Below are 6,902 nucleotides of genomic sequence, written 5' to 3' on the forward strand. Positions count from 1 at the left end.
CAACAGACCGCAGCACTGCCCGCTCCCCGACCTCGGCCCGGCCCGGCCCACGGCCCGTCCAAGTCCCCGGCCCGTACCGGCCCTTCGCCCCTCCCAGCCCTCGGCCCCTTCTCGGTTATCAGTCCTGGAGAGTCCTCCATGCCCCGTTCGCGGTTCCTCTCCGGCGCCATCACGGTCGCCGTCACCTCCCTTCTGGCCTCCGCCTGCACCACCGGCCCGACCGGCGGTCCTTCATCGAGCGGCGACAAGGGCCGGGCCACCGTCAAGGTCGGATTCACCTCCGACGTCACCTCGTTCGACCCGGCAAAGGGCGCGGGGTCGACGGACTACGCCCTCACGTCGTTGCTGTACCAGCCGCTGGTCGGCCAGGACGACGGCGGTACGGTCGTCGCCGGTCTCGCCGACACCTGGACGTCCACGCCGACGAAGACCTCACTGACTCTGAAGAAGGGCCTGACCTGCTCCGACGGGTCGGCGCTCACCGCCTCGCAGGTCGTCGCCTCGCTGAAGCGCTACCGGGCGAACTCGGCCGGTGCCCTGCTCACCTTCGGCGCCGCGAACGCAGGGGAGAAGACCACGATCACCGGCGACGACGTGGCCGGCACCATCACCATCACCACCGCCACTCCGTGGGGCGAGGTCCTCGCCGGCCTGTCCGGCACCGCCGCCGGGATCGTCTGCGAGGCGGGCCTCGACGCGGGCGCCGCCGCGCTCGCCCAGGGCGCCGTCGAGGGCGCGGCCACCGGACCGTACGAGATGGTGACGGCACGGCGCGGCGCCTCGTACGAACTGCGGCTGCGCAAGGGATTCAAGGCGTATCCGCGGTTTGCCTCGATGCCCGCGGGGGAGCCGGCCGACCGCCTGCGCGTCCAGATCTCGAAGAACGAGTCGACCCTCGCCAACCAGTTGCAGACCGGTGCTCTCGACCTGGTCCCCCTCACCGGCACGGACGCCACGCGGTTCGCGGGCAACGACACGTTCACGGTCAAGTCCGCGCCGTTCATCCGCAACTACATCGCCTTCAACCAGCGCCCCGGGCGTCCGGGCGCCGATCCGAAGGTCCGCAAGGCGATCGCGCAGGCGGTCAGCGTCAAGGCGTTCAACAACGTCTTCGGCGGCACCGGACAGCTCCTCACGTCGTACGTGGACGACAAGGCGGCGTGCGTCTCCACCGACGGCTCCCTGCTGACCAGGACGGACACGGCTGCGGCGAAGCAGGTCCTGAAGGGCGTCAGCGTCAAGCTGGAGGGATCCAACGCGGTGGCCGGCGGCGCAGGCAACTCCTACGTCGCCGAGGCCCTGCGCGCCGCCGGCGCCGAGGTGAAGCTCACCAACGCCGACAACGCGGCCTGGGCCACCGACGTCACCGCCAACCAGGGCGACTGGGACGTCACCGTCTTCCCGCTGATCAGCGGCACCCTCGCGCGCGGTGGCACCTACTTCCTGGGCCCCGAACCAGCCAAGGGCGGCCTCAACTACGGCGCGGTGCAGAACGCGGCCTACGCCGAGAACTATGTCGCCGCCACCTCCACCACGGACCGCAACGCCAAGTGCGCATTTTGGCAGAAGGCGCAGGAGGCGCTGCTCAAGGCCAACGACGTGATCCCGCTGGCCACGGTCGACGTGCACTACGTCGCCCGCAAGGGCGTCTCCTTCGCGATGCCGGGCGGATCCCTCTCCGTCTCCACGATCCGGGTCACCGGCTGATGGCGGCGGCATCGGCCGTAGGGGCGGCCGCGGGGGCCGGGGGCTCGGCGCGGCTGGGCCCCTGGGGCACCTTTCTCCTCCGGCGTCTCGTCGGGCTCACCGCCGTCGCGGTCACGCTCGTCGCCGGCACGTTCCTGATGGTGCAGCTCATCCCCGGCGACCCGGCACGCGTGGTGGCAGGCGCCGAAGCGACCCCTGCCGACGTGGAGCGGGCCCGCCACGACCTCGGCCTGGACCAGCCGCTGCTCGTACGGTTCGGCACATACACCAGCGGCCTGCTCCGTGGCGACATGGGCACCTCCTTCCAGACGCAGGAGCCCGTGGCCGAGATCATCGGCGGCCGCCTGCCGTTCACCGCCGAGATCGCGCTCCTCTCCGTCCTCGTGGTGCTGCTGCTCGCCGTACCGATCGGACTGACCGCCGCGGCACGCGGCAGCCGCCGCACCGACGCCTCGTTCACCTTCGTCACCGGGACGGTCGGCGCCACACCCGAGTACATCATCGGCACCCTCCTCGTCCTCGGCTTCGCCATCAAGCTGGGCTGGTTCCCGGCGGCGGGCGCCGAGACCATCGTGTCGATGGTGCTCCCCATCGCGGCCCTGGTGCTGCCGGCCACCTGCGTCATGGCCCGCATCGTGCGCAGCGAGGCCACCCACGTCCTTGCCCAGGACTACATGCGGACCGCGCGGGGCCGCCGCCTGCCGCCCCTGCGCCTGTACGCCCGACACGCCCTGCCCAACCTGCTGACCGCCACGCTCACCCTCGGCGGGCTGATCCTCGCCGGGCTGCTCGGCGGCACGGTCGTCGTCGAGTCCGTCTTCGCCTGGCCCGGCATCGGACAACGCGTCGTGGAGGCGCTCCTCGTCCGCGACTACCCCGTCATCCAGGGCTGCGTCCTGATCCTGGGGCTGCTCGCCGCCCTGCTCAACCTGCTCGTCGACGTCGTCCTCGCGCTGCTCGACCCCCGCACCCTCGCCGGAAAGGGAGGCCGCTGATGCGCCGCATCCGGTGGAACGCACCCCTGGTCGTATCCCTCGCCTGCCTCGGACTGATCGTCGCCGTCGGCATCGTCGCGCCCTTTCTCCTGGAGGAGGAGGCGACTTCGCTGAGCGGTGCCGCCCGCGCCCACGTGAGCGCCGGACACTGGCTCGGCACCGACGTGCTCGGCCGCGACGTACTGGCGCGGACGCTGGTCGCCACCCGCCTGACCCTGGAGATGACCCTCGCCGCGACCGCGATCGCCGCGGTCGCCGGCATCCTGCTCGGCACCGGCGTCTGGGTGTCGGGACGGCGCGTCCGCGAGCTGGGCCTGCGCCTGATCGACGTGATGATCTCCTACCCGGCGCTCATCCTCGCGCTGGTGATCGCCACGGTCCTCGGCACCGGGCCCGTCGCCTCCGTCCTCGCGATCGGCCTGGGCGGCGCCCCCGCCTTCGCCCGCCTCACGGCGAACATGGCGGCCTCCGTGGCGCAGCGCGACTTCGTGACGCAGGCGCGCCTGATGGGCGTACCGCCGTACCGCGTGCTCGTCCGGCACCTCCTGCCGAACATCTCCGGGCCGCTGCTGGTACTGCTGTCGGTGGCCTTCGCGAACGTGCTCGTCGCCCTGTCCGGCCTCTCCTTCCTGGGAGTCGGCGTGCAGGCACCGGATTACGACTGGGGCGCACTGCTCAACTCCGGCCTGCAGTCCCTCTACACCAACCCCGCCGAGGCGATCGGCCCGGCGGTCGCCATCACCGTCACCGGTGTTCTCGCGGGCTTCGTCGGCGACGGCCTCGCCGCGGCGCTCGATCCCCGCGGTGGGAGGGCGAAGTCCGCGGCGGTCCGTCCCACCGCCGTGGCCACGCCCTCGCAGCGGGCTCCCGCCGACGCCCTGGTGACGGTGGGCGGCCTGGCCGTCGTCCTGCCGGACGGCACCCGTCTCGTCGACGACATCTCCTTCCACGTCATGCCCGGCGAAATCGTCGGCCTGGTGGGGGAGTCCGGCTCGGGCAAGTCGTTGACGGCCATGAGCGTGGCCCGGCTCCTGCCCGAGGGACTGTCCGCTCACGCGGCGGAACTGACCCTGGACGACCTCGACCTGGTGGCCCCCGAAGCAGATCCCAAGCGGCTGGCGACCGAGATAGGCGTCGTCTTCCAGGACCCGTCGTCCTCCTTCAATCCGGCGCTGCGGATGCGCGGTCAGCTCACCGAGACGCTCCGCGTGCACCAAGGCGTGAGCGGGGTGGAGGCGGACCGGCGGGCCGTCGAGGCCCTGGAGCAGGTACGGATCAAGGAGCCCGCGCGGGTCATGAGGCAGTATCCGCACGAGCTGTCCGGCGGCATGCGGCAGCGCGCGATGATCGCCGCCGCGCTGCTGCCGGGCCCGCGGCTGATCGTCGCCGACGAACCGACCACCGCCCTCGACGTGACCGTCCAGGCCGAGGTCCTCGACGTCCTGAAGGACATCAACCACCGGCGTGGCACGAGTGTGCTCCTCATCTCCCACGACATCGGTGTCGTCGGCACGGTGTGCCACCGGGTCGTGGTGATGTACGCGGGACGTGTCGTCGAGGAACTGTCCGCGGCCGGCCTGCGGGCGGGCCGCGCCCGGCACCCGTACACGCGGGCGCTGCTGGCCGCGAGCCCGCGCCTGCGGGACACCGGCAGCGGAGAACGCGCACCGCTGGCCACGATCCCGGGCCGCCCGCCGGCGCCGGCCGACCGGCCACGGGGCTGTGCCTTCACCAGCAGGTGCCCGGTGGCGATCGCGGTCTGCGCGACCGAACGACCGCGTCTGATCGACGACGTGGCCTGCCATGCCGTACGACAGGAGGTACAGGCCGGATGACCTCGTCCCCGCACAAGCTGGCCGTCGAGGAGCTGACCGTCGCCTTCGGACACGGCCGGCGCGCGCGAACCGTGCTGCGCGGCGTGTCCACCGGGGTCCGGACCGGGCAGACCCTCGGCCTGGTCGGCGAGTCCGGCTCCGGGAAATCGACCATCGCCAAGGCGATCGTCGGCACCCAGCCCGCCAGGGCGGGCCGCATCCTCCTCGACGGAGAGGACATCACCGGCCTCGGGCGCAGGGAATTCGCTGCGGTGCGCCGTCGGGTGCAGCTCGTCTCCCAGGACCCGTACGCCTCCCTCAACCCGCGCATGACGATCGGTGAGGCCATCGCCGAGGCCGTCGACCCCCTGCGGGCCGACGCCAGGAAGCACGCGGCGACGGTCGAACGGTGGCTGGAGACCGTCGCGCTGGACGGCTCCGCGGCTGACAGGTACCCACACGAGTTCTCCGGCGGCCAGCGCCAGCGCATCGCAGTGGCCCGTGCTCTCGCGGTGGAGCCCGAAGTGCTGATCGCCGACGAGATCACCTCGGCGCTGGATGCTTCCGTACAGGCCGAGGTGCTCAACCTCCTCGAGGAACTACGGCGGTCCCTGTCCCTGACGATGATCTTCATTTCCCATGACCTGGCCGTCGTCCGCCACGTCAGCGACGAGGTCGCTGTCCTGTGTCAGGGCGAACTGGTGGAGCAGGGCCCCGTGCGGGACATCTACCACGCCCCACAGCACCCCTATACGCGCCGTCTCCTGGCGAGCGTGCCGACATTCGAAGAGAAGGAGGAAGCGGCATGAGCGAACCGACCGCCGTCGCCCGCCTCACGCAGGAGATCACCGCCGACGTGAAGCCCGTCGCCCTGCAGGACTTCTACCAGGACCTCCACCGCCACCCGGAGCTCGCCTTCCAGGAGCACCGCACCGCCGCGAAGCTCGCCGCGCGGCTGCGGGCGGCCGGCTACGCCGTGACGGAGGGCGTCGGCCGTACCGGGGTGGTCGGTGTTCTCGCCAACGGCGACGGTCCGACCGTGTGGCTGCGCGGCGACATGGACGCACTGCCGGTCCAGGAGGCCACGGGTCTGGAGTACGCCTCCACCGTCGACGGCGTGATGCACGCCTGCGGTCACGATCTGCACGTCACATGGCTCGCCGGAGCCGCCGACGCGCTGGCCGCGGCCCGCGACACCTGGTCGGGCACGCTCGTCGTCCTCGGGCAGCCCGCCGAGGAGTCCGGCGGCGGGGCGGCGGCCATGGTCGCCGACGGGCTGCACAGCCGCTTCCCCCTCCCCGACATGGTGCTCGGCCAGCACGCCGCGCCTGGCCTCGCCGGGTTCTACCCGCACACTCCGGGCCTCATCATGTCGGCCTCCGACGACCTCGACGTCGTCGTCCACGGCGTCGGCGGTCACGGCTCGCGCCCCGAGTCGACGACCGACCCGGTGGTGACGGCCGCCTACATCGTCACGCGCCTGCAGACCGTGGTGTCCCGCGAGGTCGCGGCTGCCCACTCGGTGGTGCTGACGGTGGGACAGTTCCACGCCGGTACGAAGCACAACATCATCCCCGCCGAGGCCCGGCTCTCCCTGAACCTGCGCACCCAGGACACGCGGGTGCGCGACCGCGTCCTTCGAGCCGTCCGCCGCATCGTTCAGGGCGAGTGCCGGACCGCCGGCTGCCCGACCCCGCCGGGGGTGACGGTCCGGCCCGGCTATCCGAACACCGTCAACGACACCGTCCTCGACGGCGAGATCGCCGCCGTGCACCGCGAACTGTTCGGACCGCCCACGGTGCTCGACTTCGGCCCAGCGATGGGCAGTGAGGACTTCTCCCTCCTCGCGCCCGGGGGCGTGCCCTACGACTTCTGGTACGTGACGTCGACCCCACCCGCGGTGTGGGACGCGGCCCCCGGAGCGGACCTGGCCGAGAAGATCGGCAACGTACCGGGAAACCACAGCCCCCTGTTCGCCCCCGACCTTTCGGTGCTGCTGCCCGGTGTCCGGACGCTGGTGTCGGCGGCGCTGAGCCGACTGGGATGAGCGACCTGGCCACGACCTAGGCTGACCTCGGCAGGATCGACGAGGACGTCCCGGCCGACACGTTCGCCGGAACTCGTTACGCCGCGACCCTCGTGGCCTTGCCGGACGGGGGGCGCGGCCCGTAGTCGTCTGCACTCCACGTGCCGGATGTGTGGGCCTCGGGCGGAGGAGCCGAGCGGTGAAGAAAGGGTCCCGCAGGTCGACGCGCGCGGGTTGCCCGCGCTCGACGGCTGTCGAGCAGGTGGTTACTGAGGCTGAACTCGTGATGTCGTGCTGCTGATCAGGCAGGTCTGATGATCAGGCCGGTCTCGGTGAGACAGCCGTCTATGAGGTGGCTGC

General features: G+C 71.8%; 5 protein-coding genes. All 5 read left to right on the forward strand.

Going from position 1 to position 6,902, the window contains the following annotated elements:
* Positions 1-138 precede the first annotated feature (138 nt).
* The 5 genes from ACH4KB_RS35220 to ACH4KB_RS35240 are packed head-to-tail and all read left to right on the forward strand — an operon-like array spanning position 139 to position 6,563.
* Entirely contained in the window at positions 139-1,707 is a 1,569-nt protein-coding gene (locus ACH4KB_RS35220; protein ID WP_398070729.1) for an ABC transporter substrate-binding protein, read from the forward strand.
* Positions 1,707-2,702, forward strand: a complete 996-nt coding sequence (locus ACH4KB_RS35225) for an ABC transporter permease (RefSeq protein ID WP_398070731.1) — start codon at positions 1,707-1,709, stop codon at positions 2,700-2,702. Before ACH4KB_RS35220 ends, ACH4KB_RS35225 begins: the two co-directional genes overlap by 1 nt.
* Positions 2,702-4,537, forward strand: coding sequence for a dipeptide/oligopeptide/nickel ABC transporter permease/ATP-binding protein (locus ACH4KB_RS35230; protein ID WP_398070733.1), 1,836 nt, complete (start codon positions 2,702-2,704; stop codon positions 4,535-4,537). Before ACH4KB_RS35225 ends, ACH4KB_RS35230 begins: the two co-directional genes overlap by 1 nt.
* Positions 4,534-5,325 carry an ABC transporter ATP-binding protein gene (locus ACH4KB_RS35235; RefSeq protein ID WP_398070735.1) on the forward strand — a complete coding sequence of 264 codons (792 nt, stop codon included), beginning with the start codon at positions 4,534-4,536 and terminating at the stop codon, positions 5,323-5,325. The genes ACH4KB_RS35230 and ACH4KB_RS35235 overlap by 4 nt, the downstream gene beginning before the upstream one ends.
* A complete protein-coding gene (locus tag ACH4KB_RS35240; RefSeq protein WP_398070737.1) occupies positions 5,322-6,563 on the forward strand; it encodes an amidohydrolase in 1,242 nt (413 codons plus the stop codon). Before ACH4KB_RS35235 ends, ACH4KB_RS35240 begins: the two co-directional genes overlap by 4 nt.
* The last annotated feature ends 339 nt before the right edge of the window (positions 6,564-6,902 follow it).

The sequence above is a fragment of the Streptomyces sp. NPDC017520 genome (assembly GCF_044329855.1).
In the GTDB taxonomy this organism is placed as follows: domain Bacteria; phylum Actinomycetota; class Actinomycetes; order Streptomycetales; family Streptomycetaceae; genus Streptomyces.

Bases quoted from the DNA above. Each gene is read 5' to 3' on its own strand.
- ACH4KB_RS35220 (WP_398070729.1), top strand. From the start codon at position 139: ATGCCCCGTTCGCGGTTCCTCTCCGGCGCCATCACGGTCGCCGTCACC.
- ACH4KB_RS35225 (WP_398070731.1), top strand. From the start codon at position 1,707: ATGGCGGCGGCATCGGCCGTAGGGGCGGCCGCGGGGGCCGGGGGCTCG.
- ACH4KB_RS35230 (WP_398070733.1), top strand. From the start codon at position 2,702: ATGCGCCGCATCCGGTGGAACGCACCCCTGGTCGTATCCCTCGCCTGC.
- ACH4KB_RS35235 (WP_398070735.1), top strand. From the start codon at position 4,534: ATGACCTCGTCCCCGCACAAGCTGGCCGTCGAGGAGCTGACCGTCGCC.
- ACH4KB_RS35240 (WP_398070737.1), top strand. From the start codon at position 5,322: ATGAGCGAACCGACCGCCGTCGCCCGCCTCACGCAGGAGATCACCGCC.